This is a genomic window from Bacillus sp. N5-665 (assembly GCF_022637375.2).
GTDB classification, from domain to species: Bacteria; Bacillota; Bacilli; order Bacillales; family Bacillaceae_G; genus Bacillus_A; species Bacillus_A wiedmannii.
This window is the reverse complement of the sequence record NZ_CP093325.1, coordinates 5440001-5461292: the sequence shown is the minus strand read 5'-3', so window position 1 is coordinate 5461292 and position 21292 is coordinate 5440001. Positions and strand designations below refer to the sequence as shown.

22 protein-coding genes and 2 tRNA genes (1 of these 24 only partly in view) are annotated in these 21292 nt (G+C 37.3%); all 24 read left to right on the top strand.

What is annotated here, in order from left to right; genetic code table 11:
• The first annotated feature begins 1 nt into the window (after window position 1).
• A complete protein-coding gene (gene yabN, locus MNO09_RS30635; protein ID WP_241950080.1) occupies window positions 2-1462 on the top strand; it encodes a bifunctional methyltransferase/pyrophosphohydrolase YabN in 1461 nt (486 codons plus the stop codon).
• 14 nt (window positions 1463-1476) lie between these two features.
• Entirely contained in the window at window positions 1477-1752 is a 276-nt protein-coding gene (locus MNO09_RS30630) for an RNA-binding S4 domain-containing protein (protein WP_001234878.1), read from the top strand.
• A gap of 58 nt (window positions 1753-1810) precedes the next feature.
• Window positions 1811-2119, top strand: coding sequence for a sporulation protein YabP (gene yabP, locus MNO09_RS30625; protein ID WP_001059106.1), 309 nt, complete (start codon window positions 1811-1813; stop codon window positions 2117-2119).
• The gene (gene yabQ / locus MNO09_RS30620) at window positions 2116-2769 is read left to right on the top strand and encodes a spore cortex biosynthesis protein YabQ (RefSeq protein WP_000059766.1); all 654 of its coding nucleotides are present in this window, start codon (window positions 2116-2118) and stop codon (window positions 2767-2769) included. Before yabP ends, yabQ begins: the two co-directional genes overlap by 4 nt.
• The gene (divIC, locus tag MNO09_RS30615; protein ID WP_001208737.1) at window positions 2766-3125 is read left to right on the top strand and encodes a cell division protein DivIC; all 360 of its coding nucleotides are present in this window, start codon (window positions 2766-2768) and stop codon (window positions 3123-3125) included. The genes yabQ and divIC overlap by 4 nt, the downstream gene beginning before the upstream one ends.
• Before the next feature lie 87 nt (window positions 3126-3212).
• Window positions 3213-3701 carry a S1 domain-containing RNA-binding protein gene (locus tag MNO09_RS30610; protein ID WP_000021454.1) on the top strand — a complete coding sequence of 163 codons (489 nt, stop codon included), beginning with the start codon at window positions 3213-3215 and terminating at the stop codon, window positions 3699-3701.
• Between the two features lie 160 nt (window positions 3702-3861).
• Window positions 3862-3935 (top strand) — tRNA-Met (locus MNO09_RS30605).
• Window positions 3936-3948: 13 nt separating this feature from the next.
• Window positions 3949-4020 (top strand) — tRNA-Glu (locus tag MNO09_RS30600).
• A gap of 260 nt (window positions 4021-4280) precedes the next feature.
• Window positions 4281-6752, top strand: a complete 2472-nt coding sequence (spoIIE, locus tag MNO09_RS30595) for a stage II sporulation protein E (protein ID WP_001123525.1) — start codon at window positions 4281-4283, stop codon at window positions 6750-6752.
• A 233-nt stretch (window positions 6753-6985) separates the two neighbouring features.
• Window positions 6986-8416 (top strand): tRNA lysidine(34) synthetase TilS, encoded by a 1431-nt coding sequence (gene tilS / locus MNO09_RS30590; protein WP_000655444.1) that lies wholly within the window; start codon window positions 6986-6988, stop codon window positions 8414-8416.
• On the top strand, window positions 8413-8955 hold the full coding sequence (gene hpt / locus MNO09_RS30585) for a hypoxanthine phosphoribosyltransferase (RefSeq protein WP_000981845.1): 543 nt from the start codon (window positions 8413-8415) through the stop codon (window positions 8953-8955). The genes tilS and hpt overlap by 4 nt, the downstream gene beginning before the upstream one ends.
• Window positions 8956-9040: 85 nt before the next feature.
• Window positions 9041-10942 (top strand): ATP-dependent zinc metalloprotease FtsH, encoded by a 1902-nt coding sequence (ftsH, locus tag MNO09_RS30580; protein WP_001079657.1) that lies wholly within the window; start codon window positions 9041-9043, stop codon window positions 10940-10942.
• 224 nt (window positions 10943-11166) lie between these two features.
• Window positions 11167-11955 carry a type III pantothenate kinase gene (locus tag MNO09_RS30575; protein WP_000578367.1) on the top strand — a complete coding sequence of 263 codons (789 nt, stop codon included), beginning with the start codon at window positions 11167-11169 and terminating at the stop codon, window positions 11953-11955.
• A 6-nt stretch (window positions 11956-11961) separates the two neighbouring features.
• Window positions 11962-12837 (top strand): redox-regulated molecular chaperone HslO, encoded by an 876-nt coding sequence (gene hslO, locus MNO09_RS30570; RefSeq protein WP_033657699.1) that lies wholly within the window; start codon window positions 11962-11964, stop codon window positions 12835-12837.
• Window positions 12838-12950: 113 nt separating this feature from the next.
• On the top strand, window positions 12951-13874 hold the full coding sequence (cysK, locus tag MNO09_RS30565; protein ID WP_001261726.1) for a cysteine synthase A: 924 nt from the start codon (window positions 12951-12953) through the stop codon (window positions 13872-13874).
• A gap of 220 nt (window positions 13875-14094) precedes the next feature.
• Window positions 14095-15492: an aminodeoxychorismate synthase component I gene (gene pabB, locus MNO09_RS30560; RefSeq protein WP_001189682.1), complete on the top strand. Its 1398-nt coding sequence runs from the start codon at window positions 14095-14097 to the stop codon at window positions 15490-15492.
• Between the two features lie 5 nt (window positions 15493-15497).
• Window positions 15498-16085 (top strand): aminodeoxychorismate/anthranilate synthase component II, encoded by a 588-nt coding sequence (pabA, locus tag MNO09_RS30555; protein WP_000602305.1) that lies wholly within the window; start codon window positions 15498-15500, stop codon window positions 16083-16085.
• Window positions 16079-16936: an aminodeoxychorismate lyase gene (pabC, locus tag MNO09_RS30550; RefSeq protein WP_088106786.1), complete on the top strand. Its 858-nt coding sequence runs from the start codon at window positions 16079-16081 to the stop codon at window positions 16934-16936. The genes pabA and pabC overlap by 7 nt, the downstream gene beginning before the upstream one ends.
• Entirely contained in the window at window positions 16926-17786 is an 861-nt protein-coding gene (folP, locus tag MNO09_RS30545; RefSeq protein WP_002096157.1) for a dihydropteroate synthase, read from the top strand. The genes pabC and folP overlap by 11 nt, the downstream gene beginning before the upstream one ends.
• A complete protein-coding gene (folB, locus tag MNO09_RS30540) occupies window positions 17787-18149 on the top strand; it encodes a dihydroneopterin aldolase (RefSeq protein ID WP_000358076.1) in 363 nt (120 codons plus the stop codon).
• Window positions 18146-18661 (top strand): 2-amino-4-hydroxy-6-hydroxymethyldihydropteridine diphosphokinase, encoded by a 516-nt coding sequence (folK, locus tag MNO09_RS30535; protein ID WP_001059453.1) that lies wholly within the window; start codon window positions 18146-18148, stop codon window positions 18659-18661. The genes folB and folK overlap by 4 nt, the downstream gene beginning before the upstream one ends.
• Window positions 18613-18816, top strand: coding sequence for a helix-turn-helix domain-containing protein (locus MNO09_RS30530; RefSeq protein ID WP_000387029.1), 204 nt, complete (start codon window positions 18613-18615; stop codon window positions 18814-18816). Before folK ends, MNO09_RS30530 begins: the two co-directional genes overlap by 49 nt.
• Window positions 18817-18839: 23 nt before the next feature.
• Window positions 18840-19838, top strand: a complete 999-nt coding sequence (dusB, locus tag MNO09_RS30525; RefSeq protein WP_140399201.1) for a tRNA dihydrouridine synthase DusB — start codon at window positions 18840-18842, stop codon at window positions 19836-19838.
• 159 nt (window positions 19839-19997) lie between these two features.
• A protein-coding gene (gene lysS / locus MNO09_RS30520; protein ID WP_000369674.1) for a lysine--tRNA ligase crosses the window boundary here: on the top strand, window positions 19998-21292 show its 5' portion. Its footprint extends 205 nt past the window's final position; the window shows 1295 of its 1500 coding nt (coding positions 1-1295); its start codon is at window positions 19998-20000; its stop codon lies beyond the right edge, outside the window.

The window sequence follows — 21292 nt, the reverse complement described above, 5'->3', positions numbered from 1 at the left end:
TGTGAGTGGAATCATTACTATTTTAGGATTAGGTGCTGGTGAGTTAGATCAGTTAACGATGGGTGTATATCGAAAAATAAAAGAAGCAGATCACATGTTTGTTAGAACGAAGGAACATCCCGTTATAGAAGAGTTGGAGAAAGAAGGTATACAATATACAGCCTTTGACGATGTATATGAAGCGCATGATACATTTGAAATTGTATATGAAACAATCGCGAATACATTGCTAGAACAAGCTGAAGGCACAGAAATCATCTATGCCGTGCCAGGGCATCCGCTTGTAGCGGAAAGAACAGTTCAGCTATTGTTGGAAAAAGGCGAAGTAGCGAATGTTGAAGTGCGCATTGAAGGTGGACAAAGTTTCCTTGATCCTATGTTTGCGAGTTTAAAGATTGATCCGATTGAAGGATTCCAATTAATTGACGCCACATCATTTGAAAGAGGACAATTAGAATTACGTCAACATTTAATCTTTTGCCAAGTATATGACGCATTCGTTGCATCTGATGTGAAATTAACATTAATGGAGATGCTATCAGATGATTATGAAGTGTATATTGTAACAGCTGCAGGGACTTCATTTGAACAAGTTAAAAAGGTGCCGTTGTACATGTTAGATCATGAAACAGAGTTGAACAATTTAACGAGTGTATATGTACCACCAGTTAAAGAACGTGCGTCCTTGTATCAACAGTTTGATGTGCTTAGAGAAATTATTGCAGACCTTCGTGGACCGAATGGTTGTCCGTGGGATAAAAAGCAAACACATCAATCTTTAAAGAAGTATTTAATTGAGGAAGCTTATGAAGTGTTGGAAGCGATTGATGAAGAGGATGATGATCACTTAGTAGAAGAACTGGGTGATATATTATTACAAGTTATGTTGCATGCTCAAATTGGGGAGGACGAAGGTTGGTTCTCTATAGATGATATTATTCAAACTTTATCTGAGAAAATGGTTCGCCGCCATCCGCATGTATTTGGGAATACGGATGTAAATAATGCTGACGAAGTAATTGCCAATTGGGAAGAAATTAAAAAACAAGAAAAAGGATTCGTGAAAGAATCTGTTTTAAATGGGGTTCCAAAAAGGTTGCCACAATTACTACGCGCCTATGAAATCCAGAAAAAAGCTGGCAAAGTTGGTTTCGATTGGGTTGATGTACAACCGATGATAGAGAAAGCCTTAGAAGAATGGCAAGAGTTCCAGCAAGAAGTTACAAATATGGATGAGGCGAAAATGTTAGGTGAATTTGGCGATTTACTATTTGCGTTTGTGAATATAGCTCGTCATTATAAAATAGATCCCGAAGAAGCGTTACGTTCAACGAATGAGAAATTCGTCGGTCGTTTCTTATACATGGAAGAAAAGGTAGCTGAAATGAATAAAGAGATACAAGATTTATCATTAGAGCAGTTAGATGTTTTATGGGAAGAGGCAAAACAAACAGAGCGTTAATAGGGGGATTTGATATGCGTCTAGATAAGTTTTTAAAAGTATCACGTTTAATTAAAAGAAGAACATTAGCGAAAGAAGTAGCTGATCAAGGAAGAATATCAATTAATGGTCAAGTGGCAAAAGCGAGTTCAGATGTGAAAGTAGCTGATGAATTAACAATTCGTTTTGGTCAAAAAATAGTAACTGTAAAAATAAACGAATTGAAAGAAACGACTAAAAAAGAAGATGCAACAAATATGTATAGTTTAGTTCGTGAAGAAAAAGTAAAGGCTGAAGAAGGCTTGTTCTAAAATCAATTATCCCTTCATACATTACTATTAGCTAGTATAAATCTATGGGGGGATTTACGTGAATAATGGTTACTCACCTACGTCTTCTAATCAACAAAATGTTTCGGTAGAGCATGATATTATTATGCGTGGCAGGCGTGTAATTGATATTACCGGTGTAAAGCAGGTAGAGAGTTTTGATAGCGAGGAGTTTTTACTTGAGACCGTAATGGGTTTTTTAACAATTCGTGGTCAAAATTTGCAAATGAAAAATTTAGATGTAGAAAAAGGTGTTGTATCGATTAAAGGGAAAGTTCATGAGATGCTGTATATTGATGAGAATCAAGGGGAGAAAACTAAAGGATTCTTTAGTAAGTTGTTTAAATGAGCCTAACAATTCAGTTGTATACGATGCTCTCAATGATCGGAATGGGTGCTTGGATTGGAGCGTCTTTAGATACATACCAACGATTTTTAAAGCGGCAAGAACGTAAACGTTGGCTTGTATTTATACATGATATACTATTTTGGATTGTCCAAGCATTATTCGTTTTTTATGTATTGCTTCTTGTAAATGAAGCTGAACTACGTATATATGTATTTTTGGCATTATTATGTGGTTTTGCGGCATATCAAAGCTTATTGAAAGCAATATACATGAGACTGTTAAATTTTCTCATCTATATTTTTATGCGAACAACACACTTTTTTGTTCAAATTATAAAGCTACTCATGATAAAACCTGTTATTATTATAGCGCAGCTATTTATTGCATTTATATTATTCTTATTTCGTATACTGCTTTCAATTGGACATGTGTTATGGAAAATGGTGATTTGGATATTACTTTTCATATGGAAAGTTTTTTTCTGGCCTGTTCGATTTATTGCTTCGCTCATATGGAAACTTCTCCCTAATCGTGTTAAACTTTTTATAATGAAACATGTAGGGTTCCTGCAATATATAGCAAAATTGAAGGGACACATCTTCCAATTATGGGAGCGTATAAAAAAGAAGTTAGGGGGACCTCGGAAATGAGGGAACTGAGACAAAGAACAATCGAAAAACAGAGTCCAAATCCTGTTAAAGAGCATATAATACAAACGGATGAGAACAGGAAGCGACTTTATCGCCGTTTAGCGGTTTTTCTTGTCTTTGCTTTTACAATTATTGCGAGTATTAGTGTAACGTTTTATCAACAAAACAGTTCCATTAGAGCAAAAGAAGCAAAAGTTAAGGACATGAAAAAAGAACTGGATTCATTAACGAATAAAGAAAAAAGTCTAAAAGACGAAGTTCAAAAGTTAAATGATGAAGAGTACGTATTAAAGATTGCTAGAAGGGATTATTTCTTCTCTGGAAAAGGGGAGATAATTTTTCCTGTTTCTAAGTAGAGTATGTCTTATTGACACTATATTTTAGGATTATATATAATAAAGTAAAATTTGACTTTTTAACCACTAAGGAGGAGCATTTTTTTTATGTCAATCGAGGTAGGCAGCAAGTTACAGGGTAAAGTAACAGGTATTACAAATTTTGGGGCTTTTGTGGAGCTGCCAGAAGGCTTAACGGGTCTTGTTCATATTAGTGAAGTTGCTGATAATTATGTGAAAGATATTAACGATCACTTAAAAGTGGGCGACCAAGTAGAAGTAAAAGTTATTAACGTTGAAAAAGATGGTAAGATCGGTCTATCTATTAAAAAAGCGAAAGAGCGCGAAAAAACAGAAGGAGATCGTCCACGTGGTGAATACCAACGCGGTGGCGGTGGCGATCAACAACGTTCTGGACGTCCACAACGTAATCGTTCTTTCAACAGAGATAACCGTGGCGGCGGTAACGAACGAGCTCCAAAAGAAACATTCGAGCAAAAGATGGCACGTTTCTTAAAGGACAGTGAAGATCGTTTAACTTCTTTAAAGCGTAACACAGAATCTAAACGTGGTGGCCGTGGCGCACGTCGCGGATAATAAGAACGTTTAATTCTTAGCATATAGAGAGGTACCCAGGGCGATTGCTCGGGGTGCTTTTTTATATGTGAAAATATATTTTTAAAAAAGTTTTCAAGATGTGTTGACTTTAAAATATATCTGAGGTAAGATACTAATTGTCCGTTAAATAAGACGACATGGCGGTGTAGCTCAGCTGGCTAGAGCGTACGGTTCATACCCGTGAGGTCGGGGGTTCGATCCCCTCCGCCGCTATATTTAATTTAACGGCCCGTTGGTCAAGTGGTTAAGACACCGCCCTTTCACGGCGGTAACACGGGTTCGAATCCCGTACGGGTCATCCTAAAAAGATCATGCAAATTTGCATGATCTTTTTTTATTAAATAAATTAAGACATACAACACTTCTACAAAATCACCCTATATTTTCTGAATGTTCAATTAAAGTAGCGGGAATAAATTACATACCGTGTATATATGTAGAGTTATTTCGAATAAAAAGTCGAACGATTATAAAAGTGAAAACTGTTGTTTTGACAAAAATCCCAATAATCATCTTTTATAATGACAGTAATTAAACTATGCAGGTGGTGTTAAAAATATGCCTAAAGCAGGAAGGAATACTATGAATACAAGTGCATTGGCAATAAATGAGAGTCAGCTTGGAGCAGTAAAGTGGACGAGTAAGTTGCGAATGAAGTTTGAACAGGTTTTCTTTAGATGGGGATTTATTATTGTTGTTATTGGTTTTCTTTTGGGACGAGCATATATATTAACAAACATTTTACCGTTTGCACTGCCGTTTTTTGCTGCTGTTTATGTTATGAAGCGGGATAAAATGCCGCTCGCGTTCTTGGCTCTTATGGGGGGCGCCCTTTCAGTTTCGATAGATAATTTATTCTTTACCTTTGCATCTATTTTTACATTCTTCATTTATAATATCTTCTTTAGTCGGTTTACACGTAAAACTGTTGGACTTGTTCCATTCCAAGTATTTATCTCCGCATTAACCGCACATTTAGTTGTCGTATATTTCGCGCAACAAACTGTCACCATGTACGATTTACTCGTTAGTACGATTGAGGCAGGGCTTAGCTTCGTATTAACTATGATATTTTTACAAAGTGTTCCGCTTTTAGTGGAACGAAAAGGTAAGCAACAAGCGCTAGAGACAGAAGAAATCGTTTGTTTAATTATATTACTAGCATCTGTTTTAACAGGTACAACAGATTGGTTTGTATATGACGCTTCTATTCAACATATTTTTACTAGGTATTTAGTGCTTGTGTTTGCATTTATCGCGGGGGCTGCTACAGGATCTACAGTGGGGGTCGTCACTGGATTAATATTAAGTTTAGCGAATGTCTCCAGTTTGTCTCAACTTAGTCTACTTGCTTTTTCTGGGTTGCTTGGTGGTTTGTTAAAAGAAGGGAAGCGTTTAGGTGTTAGTTTAGGTTTATTAATTGGGACAAGCTTGATTACGCTATATGTAGATAAGCAAACAAACATTGTGACAACTTTAATTGAATCTGGTGTGGCGATTGTGTTCTTCTTATTAACACCGAAACTTGTTATGGATCGTATTGCTAAATTCATGCCAGGCACACAGGAACATTCGCAAGATCAACAACAGTATTTAAGAAGGATGCGTGATGTTACAGCGAATAAAATTAATCAATTTGCCAATGTATTTGCTGCTTTATCTAATAGCTTTTCTGTATATGGATATGTGGAGGAGGACGATAAAGAGACAGAGGCGGATTTGTTCTTAAGTACAATTACTGCAAAAACATGTCAAACATGCTTTAAAAAGGACCAATGCTGGGTAGTTAATTTCGACAAAACGTACGATTATATGAAACAAATAATGAGTGAAACGGAAGAGGGGACGTTGCAGCATAATCGGAAGTTAGTTCGTGAATGGGACAAGCATTGTGTGAGAGGGAAGAAAGTGACGGATTTAGTAGCGGGTGAATTAGATCACTTCTATGAAGGACAAAAATTACGAAAACAAATGAAAGAAAACCGTAGAATAGTAGCGGAGCAACTATTAGGTGTATCAAAAGTTATGGAGGATTTTGCTAAGGAGATCCAAAGAGAACGAGAAAATCATCAAGTGCAGGAAGAACAGATTATGCAAGCGTTTCGTGATTTTGGCGTAGAAGTAGAGCATGTTGATATATATTGTTTAGATAGAGGAAGTATTGATATTGAAATGTTGATTCCAGTTGCATCTAATGAACATGGAGAATGTGAAAAGTTAGTTGCGCCGATGCTTTCTGACATTCTAAAGGAAAATATTGTTGTTAAACATGAAGAAAAATCTTCTTATCCGAACGGCCACAGCTTAATATCATTTGGTTCGGCAAAAACGTATTCTCTTGATACTGGGTTGGCCACAGCTGCAAAAGGCGGTGGGTTTGTTTCTGGTGACTCTTATGCGATGATGGATTTAAGTGTTGGTAAATATGCACTTGCAATTAGTGATGGTATGGGAAATGGGCAAAGAGCTCATATGGAGAGTAAAGAAACGGTAAAATTATTACAAAAAATACTTCAATCAGGCATTGATGAGGAAATAGCAATTAAATCTATCAATTCTATTCTTTCTTTAAGAACAACAGAAGAGATGTTTACGACGTTAGATTTAGCTATGGTGGATTTGCGGGATGCGAGTGCGAAATTTTTAAAGATTGGATCGACGCCGAGTTTTGTTAAACGCGCGAATAATATTTTGAAAATTGAGGCAAGTAATTTGCCGATGGGGATTATTGAGGATGTTGAAGTTGATGTAGTAGGTGAACAATTAAAAACGGGCGATATCCTTATTATGATGAGCGATGGGATTTTCGAGGGAGCGCAACATGTAGAAAATCATGAACTATGGATGAAACGAAAAATTAAAGAATTACAAACCGAAGATCCGCAAGAAATTGCTGATATCATTATGGAAGAGGTGATTCGCTCTTGTGATGGTTATATAAATGACGATATGACTATCGTTGTGGCGAAAGTGAAGAAAAATATGCCGAAGTGGGCTACGATTCCAATTGTAGGAATGCAGGCACAATAAATTTTAAGTGTGATGTTTCTTTATCACTGTTGCTTTCTAAAAACCTAGGTGGATGCCTAGGTTTTTTTACTTTAAAAGATAATGTTATTATTTTTGTGAATATGTACGGATGATGTAAGATAAAAATGTAATTTTTGTATATCTTTTTTTTGCACAATGTTTGTAAAAGTTGTACCATTATAAACAAGGTAACTAACGTTGCTGTTCTTGTTTAATGAAAGGTGATTACGAAGTTGAAAGATACATTTGTTGAAAAGGTAGATGACTTTGTAAAGCAGCATGATGTATTAAAGGAACGTTCAACAATTGTTGTAGGGGTTTCTGGTGGTCCTGACTCTTTGGCTCTTCTATATTATTTGTTAGAAAAAAGAGCAGCAAAACAGTTCGAAATTGTAGTGGCACATGTGGACCATATGTTTAGAGGTGATGAATCTCATGAGGACCTACAGTTTGTGCAGGACCTTTGTAAAGGGCTGGGAGTTATTTGCGAAACGATAAGGATTAATGTGTCGCAATATCAACAGCAACATGGAATGAATGCACAGGTTGCTGCTAGAGAATGCAGATATGCATTTTTGGAAAGAATAATGAAGAAATATGATGCGAGATATGTAGCTCTTGGACATCATGGTGATGATCAAGTAGAGACGATTTTAATGCGCCTTGTACGAGGGAGTACTCCGAAAGGATATGCAGGAATTGCAGTGAAGCGTCCTTTTCATAATGGATATTTAATTAGGCCGTTACTTGGAGTAACGAAGGAAGAGATTGTTGATTACTGTAATAAGCTAAAAATAATTCCCCGTATAGATCCAAGTAATAAAAAGGAAGTATATACAAGGAATCGATTACGTAAATATGTTCTTCCTCATTTGAAAGAAGAAAATTCACAAGTGCATGAGAAATTCCAAAAATTTAGCATGCAGATGCAAGAGGATGAGGCGTATTTGCAGGAATTAGCTTTTGAGAAAATGAATAAAGTAATTACAAAAAAAAGTGATAAACAAATTAGCTTATCAATTCCTGCCTTTGAATCCATGTCTATGCCTTTACAAAGAAGAGGGATTCAACTAATATTAAACTATCTTTATGAATATAAGATTCCATCTTCTCTTTCCTCTATACATATTGACAAAGTGATCGAGTTTTTTAAGCGGACACAACCTTCGGGTTCACTTGATTTCCCAGGTGATTTAAAAATTGTTCGTGCATACGAGGAGTGCAGCTTTGGATTTAAACAAGAAATTGTTTCTCCTTTTTTACAAGATTTATCAGTGCCCGGGACAATTACGCTATCGAACGGGGATAAGCTTGTAACAGAGGTGAGCGAAGATATACCAAGTAACATGAATGAAACAGTATTTGTTGCTAAGTATAATGATATATCATATCCACTTCGTATTCGTTCTAGAGAAAATGGAGATCGCATGTCAATACAAGGTATGAATGGCACAAAAAAGATAAAAACTATTTTTATTGAAGCAAAAGTACCAAGAGAAAAAAGAGAAGAATGGCCGGTCGTTTGTGATGCAAGTGGGAATATTATTTGGGTACCCTTGTTGAAGCGATCTGCGTTTGCTATCTCGAAAGAGACGGCAAAGAAGGATAAATATATGATTATTCACTACAAAAGCAAGGAGTCTTCCGGGAGGATAATGAAATGATGAATCAAGATATCGAAAAAGTATTAATTTCTGAAGAACAAATACAAGAAAAGGTGCGCGAATTAGGTGCGGTTATTGCAGAGGATTATAAAAATACAATACCTCTTGCGATTGGTGTATTAAAGGGCGCAATGCCATTCATGGCAGATTTATTAAAGAGAACAGATACATATCTTGAAATGGATTTTATGGCTGTATCTAGTTACGGTCACTCTACTGTTTCAACAGGCGAAGTGAAAATTTTAAAAGACCTTGATACTTCTGTAGAGGGTCGCGATATTTTAATCGTTGAAGATATTATTGATAGCGGTCTTACGCTAAGTTACTTAGTAGACCTATTCAAATATCGTAAAGCGAAGTCTGTAAAAATTGTTACGTTATTAGATAAGCCGACAGGCCGTAAGGTAGATTTGAAAGCGGATTATGTTGGGTTTACTGTTCCACATGAATTTGTTGTAGGGTATGGATTAGATTATAAAGAGCAGTACCGTAATCTTCCTTATGTAGGAGTATTAAAACCAAGTGTTTACTCAAATTAATTAAATACAGGCGTCACAATTGTATAGGAAAGTTTTTCTATGTTACGATTTACTATAGTGTTTATGCCGTGAGAGGAGGTTAGGAATGAATCGTATCTTCCGTAATACCATCTTTTATTTACTGATATTCCTAGTAGTAATTGGAATCGTGAGCTATTTTAATGGTTCGACACAAAAAACGACATCAGTTAGCTACGATAAATTCATTACTAAACTAGAAAAAGGTGAAGTGCGTAATGTGCAACTTCAACCGAAAAATGGTGTATTTGAGGTAAAAGGACAATTTAACAACTCTAGCCAAGGAGAACAATTTGTTACTTATGCACCAAATACTGAGGAATTACAAAAGAAAATTAATGACAAAGCGCAAGGTGCTGAAGTTAAGTATCAACCAGCAGAAGAAACAAGTGCTTGGGTAACGTTCTTTACTTCTATCATTCCGTTTGTCATTATCTTCATTTTATTCTTCTTCTTATTAAACCAGGCTCAGGGCGGCGGTAGCCGTGTTATGAACTTCGGGAAAAGTAAGGCGAAGTTATATAATGACGAAAAGAAAAAAGTTCGTTTCAGAGATGTTGCTGGAGCGGATGAAGAGAAACAAGAGCTTGTTGAGGTAGTTGAATTCTTGAAAGATCCTCGTAAGTTCGCTGAAGTTGGTGCCCGTATTCCGAAGGGTGTTCTATTAGTAGGACCTCCAGGTACAGGTAAAACTTTACTAGCACGTGCCGTTGCAGGTGAGGCAGGCGTTCCATTCTTCTCTATCAGTGGTTCTGATTTCGTAGAGATGTTCGTCGGTGTCGGTGCATCACGTGTACGTGATTTATTCGAAAATGCAAAGAAAAATGCTCCTTGTATCATTTTCATTGATGAAATTGATGCAGTAGGACGTCAACGTGGCGCAGGTCTTGGTGGTGGCCATGATGAGCGTGAGCAAACGTTGAACCAATTACTTGTTGAAATGGATGGATTCGGTGCAAACGAAGGTATTATTATCATCGCTGCAACAAACCGTCCTGATATTCTTGATCCAGCGTTATTACGTCCAGGTCGTTTTGACCGTCAAATTACAGTAGATCGTCCAGATGTAAATGGCCGTGAAGCTGTGCTGAAAGTACATGCTCGTAATAAACCGCTTGATGATCATATCAACTTAAGAGCAATTGCAACTCGTACACCGGGGTTCTCTGGTGCGGATCTTGAAAACTTATTAAACGAAGCTGCTTTAGTGGCTGCGCGTCAAGATAAGAAGAAAATTGATATGAGTGATATTGATGAAGCAACGGATCGTGTTATTGCAGGTCCAGCTAAGAAAAGTCGTGTTATCTCTGAAAAAGAACGTAATATCGTTGCATTCCATGAAGCTGGCCATACTGTAATTGGTGTTGTCCTTGATGAAGCAGATATCGTTCATAAAGTAACAATTGTCCCTCGTGGTCAAGCTGGTGGATATGCAGTAATGCTTCCGAAAGAAGATCGTTACTTCATGACAAAACCAGAGTTACTTGATAAAATCACTGGTTTACTTGGTGGTCGAGTAGCTGAAGAGATTGTGTTTGGTGAAGCAAGTACAGGTGCTCACAACGACTTCCAACGTGCGACTGGTATTGCAAGACGTATGGTTACGGAATTCGGTATGAGTGATAAGCTTGGACCGATGCAATTCGGTAGCTCACAAGGTGGTCAAGTGTTCTTAGGAAGAGACTTCCATTCAGAACAAAACTACAGTGATGCAATTGCACATGAAATCGATGTGGAAATGCAAACTATTATAAAAGAATGTTATGCTCGCGCGAAACAAATTCTTACTGAAAAACGTGATAAGCTAGATATTATTGCGAAAACGTTACTTGAAGTAGAAACGTTAGATGCAGAGCAAATCAATCATTTATATGATTACGGCAGATTGCCAGAGCGTCCAACATCTTCAGATGATGTGAAAGTAAACATCAATATGAAGAAGGACGATGAAGAATCAGAAGATAAGTAAGAGATGAAGGAGTGACGATGGTCACTCCTTTTTTTATTTGTGGAACGAAATGAAGTAGAAAAAAATTTAAGTAAATCTGGTATTAAAAATTGAAATAGAGTGTAATCTTTTTGTAAAATGATGAGGATAGAAAAGCTGATTATATAAGTATGTGTGATATGATGTTTTTATAAGTTTTATACATATTGCACAAATATAGATTAAATAAGATAAGTGGTGAGAATATGATTTTTGTATTGGATGTAGGGAACACAAATGCTGTGCTAGGCGTGTTTGAAGAGGGGGAACTTCGTCAACATTGGCGCATGGAAACAGATCGTCATAAGACAGAAGATGAATATGGAATGCTTGTAAAGCAGTTGCTTGAGCATGAAGGTCTTTCGTTTGAAGATGTGAAAGGTATTATCGTGTCTTCAGTCGTACCACCAATTATGTTTGCTTTAGAGCGCATGTGTGAAAAGTATTTTAAAATTAAACCGCTTGTAGTAGGTCCTGGAATAAAAACGGGGCTAAATATTAAATATGAAAATCCACGTGAAGTAGGCGCGGACCGAATTGTAAATGCAGTAGCAGGAATCCACTTATATGGAAGTCCGCTTATTATTGTCGATTTCGGTACGGCTACTACATATTGTTATATTAACGAAGAAAAGCATTATATGGGTGGAGTTATTACGCCGGGAATTATGATTTCAGCAGAGGCTTTATATAGTAGAGCGGCAAAACTTCCTCGTATTGAAATTACAAAACCAAGCAGTGTTGTTGGAAAGAATACGGTAAGTGCGATGCAATCTGGTATTCTTTATGGTTATGTTGGACAAGTGGAAGGTATTGTTAAGCGTATGAAAGAGGAAGCTAAACAAGAACCGAAAGTTATCGCAACAGGTGGATTGGCGAAATTAATTTCAGAAGAATCGAATGTAATTGACGTTGTAGATCCATTTTTAACATTAAAGGGTTTGTATATGTTATACGAGCGTAATGCAAATTTACAGCATGAGAAAGGTGAATAAATGAGTATGAAAGATTATTTAGTAAAAGCGTTAGCGTTTGATGGGGAAGTGCGTGCATATAGTGTACGTACTACAAACACAGTAAGTGAGGCGCAAAGACGTCATGATACATGGAGAACAGCTTCAGCGGCACTTGGTCGTTCTTTAACTGCAGGTACAATGATGGGCGCGATGTTAAAAGGTGACCAAAAGTTAACGATTAAGGTAGAAGGTAATGGTCCGATTGGTCCCATCTTAGTAGATGCTCATGCGAATGGGGATGTACGTGGTTATGTAACGAATCCACATGTTGATTTTGAAGGAACGGAACAAGGGAAATTACGTGTATATCAAGCGGTAGGTACTGAAGGATTTGTAACAGTAATTAAAGATATTGGTATGCGTGAGCCGTTTATTGGTCAATCTCCAATTGTTTCAGGAGAATTAGGGGAAGACTTCACGTATTATTTTGCAGTTTCTGAGCAAACACCTTCTTCTGTAGGAGTCGGCGTTCTTGTAAATGGAGATGACAGCGTATTAGCGGCAGGTGGATTTATCCTTCAAATTATGCCAGGTGCACAGGAAGAAACAATTTCATTCATTGAAGATCGTTTGCAGAAGATTCCTCCTGTATCAACGTTAATCGAACAAGGGCTTTCTCCAGAAGAGTTACTGTATGCAGTTCTTGAAGAAGATAAAGTAAAAGTATTAGAAGTGATGGATGTTCAATTTAATTGCACATGCTCACGCGAACGTATTGAGAGTGTGTTAATTAGTTTGGGTAAAACAGAGTTAGAGCAAATTCGTGAAGAAGAAGAAGAGACAGAAGTTCATTGTCATTTCTGTAATGAGCGATACAAGTTCTCTAAAGAAGATATTACAAATTTAATTGAGAGTTTGTAATAAGGGAAGTGAGGGAATCCGTCCTCTAAATAGATTGACAAAAAGGGAATTTTCTGACAAAATCTAAATATAGATAAAACCAATAAAAATACTCGGTGTTAGGAGTGACAGGAATGCGAGTGGCACAATCAGTTTCAGAATTAATCGGGAAAACGCCGATCGTTAAGTTGAACCGCATCGTAGAATCAAACAGCGCAGATATATACTTAAAATTAGAATTTATGAATCCAGGGAGCAGTGTTAAAGATCGTATTGCATTAGCTATGATTGAAGATGCTGAAAAAAAAGGATTATTAAAAGAAGGCGATACAATCATTGAGCCGACAAGTGGTAACACAGGAATTGGTTTAGCGATGGTAGCGGCCGCTAAAGGATATAAGGCAATTTTAGTAATGCCAGAAACAATGAGTATTGAGCGTCGTAATTTGTTACGTGCTTACGGTGCAGAATTAGTATTGACTCCAGGGCCTGAAGGAATGGGTGGAGCGATTCGTCAAGCGACTGAATTAGCAAAAGAGCATGGATACTTTATACCACAACAGTTCAAAAACCAATCGAATCCAGAAATTCATCGTTTAACAACAGGGCCAGAAATTGTTGAACAAATGGGTGACCAATTAGATGCGTTTATTGCAGGTATTGGTACAGGTGGAACGATTACTGGTGCTGGTGAAGTACTGAAGGAAGCGTATAAAGATATTAAAATTTATGCAGTAGAACCTGCGGATTCACCAGTACTATCTGGTGGGAAACCGGGTCCACATAAAATCCAAGGAATTGGGGCGGGATTCATCCCAGAGACATTGGATGTAGAGGTATATGATGAAATTGTTCAAGTAAAAGCAGAGCAAGCATTTGAATATGCAAGAAGAGTGGCTAAAGAGGAAGGTATTTTAGTGGGTATCTCTTCTGGAGCAGTTATTTATGCAGCAACAGAAATTGCGAAAAAGTTAGGTAAAGGGAAAAAGGTACTTGTTATTATCCCAAGTAACGGTGAACGTTATTTAAGTACACCGCTGTATCAATTTGAGTCTTAATTATATGTGATTGAAAAAGCATCCTTGAAAAAGGATGCTTTTTCTTTTTGGATTGGAAATAGGAAAAGAGTGAATGACTAGAAAACTTCATGTAAAATAAGAGGTAGTATAATTAATTTATTTTCACTAGCCTTCGAGTATAACCACTTTATATATATAACGAATGTAGTTTGAGGTGGTTAATCTAAGAGGGTGGGATAAAAGAAGACGGGGTGTTGATATGCAACGAAGAAAATCTTTAGCGCTTTCTATTCCATATCAGTTAGATTTCTTTAAGCAGTATAAATTTCTTTCTAAGGATAAACCGCAACATATTTTGTTAGAGAGTGGACGTGGCGGTCGTTATAACATTGTGGGGTTGAACCCAGTAGCGGTAATCCGAGGGAAGGGTGAAACGTTACATATAAGCGAAAGTGGTAAGGAAACAATAAAACAAGGAAACCCATTAGATTTAATGCAGGAATATATGGAGCGATGGAAAACGGACTATAATCCGGAATACCCTCCATTTCAAGGTGGTGCAATTGGTTACTTTAGTTATGATTGCATCCGTTATATTGAAAAACTCCCTTCCCATGCGGAGGATGACATTAATATACCTGATATATTCTTTTTATTATTTGATGATGTGTTTGTGTATGATCAAAAAGAAAAAGTATTATGGATTATTACACATTATGTAGATAAGCATGAAGAGGCAAAAGAGCGATTAAATGAATGGAAGATTCTTTGGGCGACAGAAGCGCCAGAAGTGAATATACCTTTTGCATGCCCTGAAGAGAAAAGTGAAACAGTTGCTTTTACAGAAGAAAGCTTTATGAAGGCGGTTGAATGTATTCAAGAATATATTGGGGCTGGTGATGTGTTCCAAGTAAACTTGTCGACAAGGCAAGAAAGAACGTTACAAACACACCCACTAGAAATCTATACAAGTCTTCGTGAGATTAATCCATCTCCATATATGGGTTACTTGGAGCTCGGGGATTTTCAAATTGTTAGTGGATCGCCAGAGTTGCTAATTAAGAAAGAGGGAACCGAAGTAAGTACAAGACCGATTGCTGGAACGAGATCTAGAGGGGCGAATGAGCAAGAGGATGAAGAATTAGCAAAAGAATTAATTGAGAACGAAAAAGAAAGAGCAGAGCACGTCATGCTTGTGGATTTAGAACGAAATGATTTAGGGCGTGTTTGTAAATATGGCACTGTAGAAGTAGATGAATTTATGATAATCGAGAAATACTCACATGTTATGCATATTGTTTCTAATGTGCGTGGTGAGGTGGAAGAAGATAAAGATGCTTTTGATTTAGTGAAGGCTGTATTCCCTGGGGGAACAATTACTGGTGCCCCGAAAATACGTACGATGGAAATTATTGAAGAATTAGAACCTGTTCGCCGAGGGATTTATACAGGTTCAATCGGGTGGATCGGTTATTCTGGAGATACAGAATTGAATATTGTAATTAGAACACTGCTTGCTAAAGATGGAAAAGCACATGTACAAGCAGGGGCGGGAATTGTAATTGATTCGAATCCGGAAAATGAATATAAAGAGTCGTTAAAAAAGGCGATTGCTTTATGGCGTGCAAAAGAACGTAGCGAAGAAACGGTTAGGTGAGAGAAATGATATTAATGATTGATAATTATGATTCTTTTACATTTAATTTAGTGCAGTTTCTTGGAGAACTTGGACAAGAGCTTGTTGTTAAACGTAACGATGAAGTGACTATTTCAGATATTGAGAATATGAAACCAGATTTGTTAATGATTTCACCAGGTCCGTGTAGTCCTAATGAAGCAGGTATTAGTATGGAGGTTATTCAATACTTTGCTGGAAAGATTCCGATTTTTGGGGTTTGTCTTGGACATCAATCCATTGCACAAGTGTTTGGCGGAGAGGTTATACGTGCGGAGCGCTTAATGCATGGGAAAACGTCGCTTATGCATCATGACGGAAAGACGATTTTTTCGGATATCCCTAATCCGTTTACTGCGACACGTTATCATTCCCTTATCGTTAAGAAAGAGACGTTACCTGATTGCTTAGAGGTAACATCTTGGACAGAAGAAGGGGAAATTATGGCGCTCCGTCATACAACATTACCGATTGAAGGTGTACAGTTCCATCCAGAATCAATTATGACTTCCCACGGGAAAGAGTTGTTGCAGAATTTCATTCGTAAATACAGCCCAAGTGTGACATCGTGTTAATTTATGTAAATGGTGAGTATGTAGAAGCAAGTGAAGCGAGAATTTCTCCTTATGATCATGGTTATTTATATGGTCTTGGAGTTTTTGAGACATTTCGTATTTATAATGGTCATCCTTTCTTATTGGATGATCATTATGACCGTTTAATAGATGCGCTGGATACATTGCAAATTAAATGGACAATGACGAAAGATGAAGTACTGCTTATTTTGAAGAATTTACTCGTTAAGAATGAATTAGAGCATGCATATGTACGTTTTAATGTATCAGCGGGTATAGATGAAATTGGATTGCAAACGGAAATGTATGAAGAGCCGTCTGTTATTGTTTTTATAAAACCTTTAGCAGCCCCGGGAGATGTAGTGGAAAAAGAAGGGGTTGTTTTAAAACAAGTGCGAAATACACCAGAGGGTGCGTCTCGCTTAAAGTCTCATCATTATTTAAATAACATTTTAGGAAAACGTGAAATTGGAAATGTTGTGAATAAGGAAGGTATTTTCCTTACTGAAACAGGTTATGTTGCAGAGGGTATTGTTTCGAATCTCTTTTTCGTGAAAGGTGATATTTTGTATACACCTTCGTTAAAAACAGGGATTTTAAATGGTATCACTCGTGCGTTTATTATAAAGGTTGCTGAAGAGCTGGGCATCGAAGTAAAGGAAGGTTTCTTTACAAAAGATGAATTACTTTCAGCTGATGAAGTTTTCGTAACGAACTCGATTCAAGAAATTGTTCCACTTTATCATATAGAGGGACGAGATTTCCCGGGTAAAGTAGGTATGGTTACAAAAAGGTTTATGAATCTTTACGAAATGCAGAGAGAGAAATTGTGGAGCAGAAATGAATTGTGAAGAGGAGATGTGTAGTTTGAAGTGGGATTATGATTTGCGCTGCGGCGAATATACATTGAACTTAAATGAAAAAACTTTAATTATGGGGATTTTAAATGTAACACCAGATTCGTTTTCCGATGGTGGGAGTTACAACGAGATAGAGGCTGCGGTGCGCCATGCGAAAGAAATGCGAGATGAAGGTGCTCATATTATTGATATCGGCGGTGAATCTACTCGCCCGGGTTTTGCTAAAGTATCAGTGGAAGAAGAAATCAAGCGAGTTGTTCCGATGATTCAGGCGGTTGCAAAAGAAGTGAAATTGCCTATTTCTATCGACACGTATAAAGCTGAAGTTGCAAAACAAGCAATCGAAGCGGGCGCTCATATTATTAATGACGTTTGGGGAGCGAAGGCGGAACCGAAAATCGCTGAAGTTGCAGCTCATTACGATGTACCTATTATCTTGATGCATAATCGAGATAACATGAATTACCGCAATTTAATGGCTGATATGATTGCTGATTTATATGACAGTATTAAAATTGCTAAAGATGCTGGTGTGCGAGATGAGAATATCATTTTAGACCCAGGCATCGGTTTTGCTAAAACACCTGAACAAAATTTAGAAGCGATGCGTAATTTAGAACAGTTAAACGTATTGGGTTATCCAGTTCTCTTAGGTACTTCAAGAAAGTCCTTTATTGGACATGTGTTAGATTTACCGGTAGAGGAACGTCTTGAGGGAACGGGAGCTACCGTTTGTCTTGGCATTGAAAAGGGCTGTGAGTTTGTTCGTGTTCATGATGTGAAGGAAATGGCACGTATGGCTAAGATGATGGATGCGATGATTGGTAAGGGGGTAAAGTAATTGGATAAAATTTATGTTCATGATATGGAGTTTTACGGTTATCATGGTGTATTCCCAGAGGAAAATAAATTGGGTCAGAGATTTAAAGTGGACTTAACGGTGGAGTTGGATTTGAAACAGGCAGGAGAAAGTGATGACTTAGAGCATTCTGTCAATTATGGAGAGCTTTTCGAGTTATGTAGAAAAGTTGTTGAAGATAGAACGTATAAGCTTGTAGAGAGTATCGCTGAAAATATTGCTGCAGATATATTGAAACAATATGAGAGTATTTTCCGTTGTACAATTAAAGTAATTAAACCAGATCCGCCGATACCTGGGCATTATCGTGCTGTAGCAGTGGAAATTACGAGAGAACGTCCATGAATAATATAGCTTACATTGCATTAGGTTCAAATATCGGAGAACGTTATACGTATTTAACTGAAGCGATTCAGTTTTTAAACAAAAACCCGTATATCCAAGTTAACGATATTTCATCTGTATATGAAACAGAGCCAGTTGGCTATACTGACCAAAGTTGCTTTTTAAATTTAGTTATAAAAATTTCTACCAATTTATCACCGCAAGAACTATTGAAAATTACACAAAGAGTAGAGAATGATTTAGGAAGAAAAAGGGAAATCAGATGGGGTCCGAGGACCATCGACCTTGACATTTTACTATATAATCAAGAAAATATTGAAGCAGAGAATCTTATTGTTCCGCATCCGCGGATGTTCGAAAGAGCTTTTGTTATCGTTCCGTTGTTAGAGATTAATCAAGATATAAAACAAAACATTTCACGTTCACAAGTAGAAGAAATGAAAAGGCGAGAGGGAGTAACGGTATGGAAGCAGAAAAATGGGGAAGACGCATTCGTGCTTTTCGAAAGCTAAAAGGTTATACACAAGAAGGTTTTGCGAAAGAGTTAGGGGTATCTGTATCTGTTTTAGGTGAAGTTGAGAGAGGGAATCGATCGCCTTCCCAAGATTTTGTAGTGGAAGTTGCTAAGGCATTAAAGGTTTCAGTGGAGGAATTAATGCCGAAGTGACTATGAAGGAAGGAGTAAGTCGAGTGTTAAAGATTGCAAATATTGAGATGAAAAACCCGGTTGTATTAGCACCGATGGCGGGAGTGTGTAACTCTGCATTCCGTTTGACAGTAAAAGAATTTGGTGCAGGTTTAGTTTGTGCTGAAATGGTAAGTGATAAAGCGATATTACTTAATAACAAAAGAACATTAGATATGTTATATATTGACGAAAGAGAAAAGCCATTAAGTTTACAAATTTTTGGTGGAGAGAAAAAAACTCTTGTAGATGCTGCGAAATACGTAGATAAATATACGACAGCAGACATTATTGATATTAATATGGGTTGCCCAGTACCGAAAATCATTAAGTGTGACGCGGGAGCAAAGTGGCTTTTAGACCCAAATAAAATATATGAAATGGTAGCGGCAGTTGTAGATGCTGTTGAAAAGCCGGTTACAGTTAAGATGCGTATTGGTTGGGATGCAGATCATATTTTTGCAATTGAGAATGCAAAAGCTGTTGAGCGTGCTGGCGGACAAGCAGTAGCAGTTCATGGACGTACACGAGTACAAATGTATGAAGGGAAAGCGGATTGGGATATTATTAAACAAGTAAAGCAAGCTGTAAATATCCCGGTTATCGGAAATGGTGATGTCGAAACGCCACAAGATGCAAAGCGTATGCTTGATGAAATTGGTGTAGACGGTGTTATGATTGGTCGCGCTGCCCTTGGGGACCCGTGGATGATTTATCGTACGGTAAAGTATTTGGAAACAGGTGAATTAATGCCGGAACCGACAGTGCGTGAGAAAATTGACGTATGTATGTTGCATCTGGATCGTCTTATCGATTTAAAGAACGAAAATGTCGCTGTAAGAGAGATGAGAAAGCATGCAGCTTGGTATTTAAAGGGTGTTCGTGGTAATGCAACTGTACGTAATGGTATCAATGCTTGTAATACGCGTGAGGACCTTGCGAATGTATTAGGTGCATTTGTAGAAGAAGTAGAAGCGAAACAACAAACAATTCACGTTGGTTAATAATAGATAGGGAAGATTGACATTCTTCTATACACTTCCTATAATTACGTGAAAGAAAGAAGAACTGCCAGCTAGTTGCTGGCAGTTTTTCTAGTTGAGTAGAAAATGCTATACTGTATATATTGTAAAAATTAATAGAGCTGGAGTGATATCAATACCATGGATAACATGAACCACGAAGAATTAAACGACCAATTGCTTGTTCGTCGTGAAAAGTTACATAACTTACGTGAGCAAGGAATCGATCCGTTCGGTAAACGATTTGAACGTACAAATGCAACAAATGACTTATTAAGCTTATATGGAGAGTTCTCTAAAGAAGAATTAGAAGAGAAAGAAATCTCTGTTTCTATCGCTGGTCGTATTATGACAAAACGCGGTAAAGGAAAAGCTGGATTTGCACATATTCAAGATTTACATGGACAAGTTCAAATTTATGTTCGTAAAGATGCTGTTGGAGATGAAGAGTACGAATTATTTAAAACAGCAGATTTAGGTGATTTAGTAGGTATTGAAGGTAAAGTGTTCAAAACGAACGTTGGAGAACTTTCAGTGAAAGCAACGGGCTTCACACTATTAACGAAATCTCTTCGTCCATTACCGGATAAATATCATGGATTAAAAGATGTTGAACAACGCTACCGTCAACGTTACTTAGACTTAATCACAAGTATGGAAAGCCGTGAAACATTCGTTACTCGCAGTAAAATCATTCGTGAAATGAGAAGATACTTAGATGACAATGGTTATCTTGAAGTGGAAACACCTATGATGCATGCAATTGCAGGTGGAGCTTCTGCGCGTCCTTTCATTACGCACCATAATGCGTTAGATATGGAATTATACATGCGTATCGCAATTGAACTTCATTTAAAACGCCTTATTGTGGGTGGATTAGAAAAAGTTTATGAAATCGGTCGTGTATTCCGTAATGAGGGTGTATCAACTCGTCATAATCCAGAGTTTACAATGATTGAATTATATGAAGCGTATGCTGATTATAAAGATATTATGAAACTAACAGAAAATATGGTTGCTCATATTGCGAAGCGAGTACTAGGTACAACAACAATCCAATATGGTGATTATGAAATTAATCTAGAACCAGAATGGACACGTCTTCATATGGTAGATGCAATCAAGGAACATTCAGGAGCAGATTTCTGGAATCCAATGAGTGTAGAAGAAGCGCGTGAACTTGCAAAAGAACATAATGTAGGTATTAAGGATACGATGGAAGTTGGTCATATTATAAACGAATTCTTCGAACAAAAAGTAGAAGATAAATTAATCCAACCAACATTTATTTACGGTCATCCGGTAGAAATTTCGCCACTTGCGAAAAAGAATGACGAAGATCCACGATTCACAGATCGTTTCGAATTATTTATCGTTGCACGTGAACATGCAAATGCATTTACTGAGCTAAATGATCCGATTGATCAAAAAGAACG